The organism is Entomohabitans teleogrylli, from assembly GCF_001484765.1.
Taxonomy (GTDB): domain Bacteria; phylum Pseudomonadota; class Gammaproteobacteria; order Enterobacterales; family Enterobacteriaceae; genus Entomohabitans; species Entomohabitans teleogrylli.
The window spans coordinates 1-430 of record NZ_LLXO01000113.1 but is presented as its reverse complement, the minus strand read 5'-3'; the positions used below and the strand labels follow the sequence as shown (position 1 = coordinate 430).

1 protein-coding gene is annotated in these 430 nt (G+C 63.5%); it reads left to right on the top strand.

What is annotated here, in order from left to right; all coding sequences use genetic code 11:
- On the top strand, positions 1-430 hold a 430-nt coding region (locus tag AQ981_RS25475; protein ID WP_154675993.1), incomplete at both ends, for a fimbria/pilus outer membrane usher protein.

Below are 430 nucleotides of genomic sequence, written 5' to 3'. Positions count from 1 at the left end.
GATTGTCAGCCAGCAGGGACGGGTGATTTATGAAAGCACCGTGGCCGCGGGTCCGTTCCGCATTCAGGAGCTGAGCAGCGCCCTTACCGGACGTATCGACGTGCGGGTCGAGGAGCAGGACGGCTCGGTGCAGACCTTCTCGGTGGATACCGCTCAGGTGCCTTACCTGACGCGTCCCGGCCAGTTGCGTTACAAGCTGACCAGTGGTCGTCCCCGCGACTATAACCACCGTACTGAAGGCCCGTACTTTGCCACCGGCGAACTGTCGTGGGGTCTGTCCAACGCATGGTCGCTGTACGGGGGCGGTATCTTCTCCCAGGACTATAACAGCGTGGCGCTGGGCGCCGGCCGGGATATGAACGCCTTCGGGACTTTGTCCGCGGATGTCACCCACGCCAGCGCGCGCTTCCCCGGGGACAAGAATCGCCAG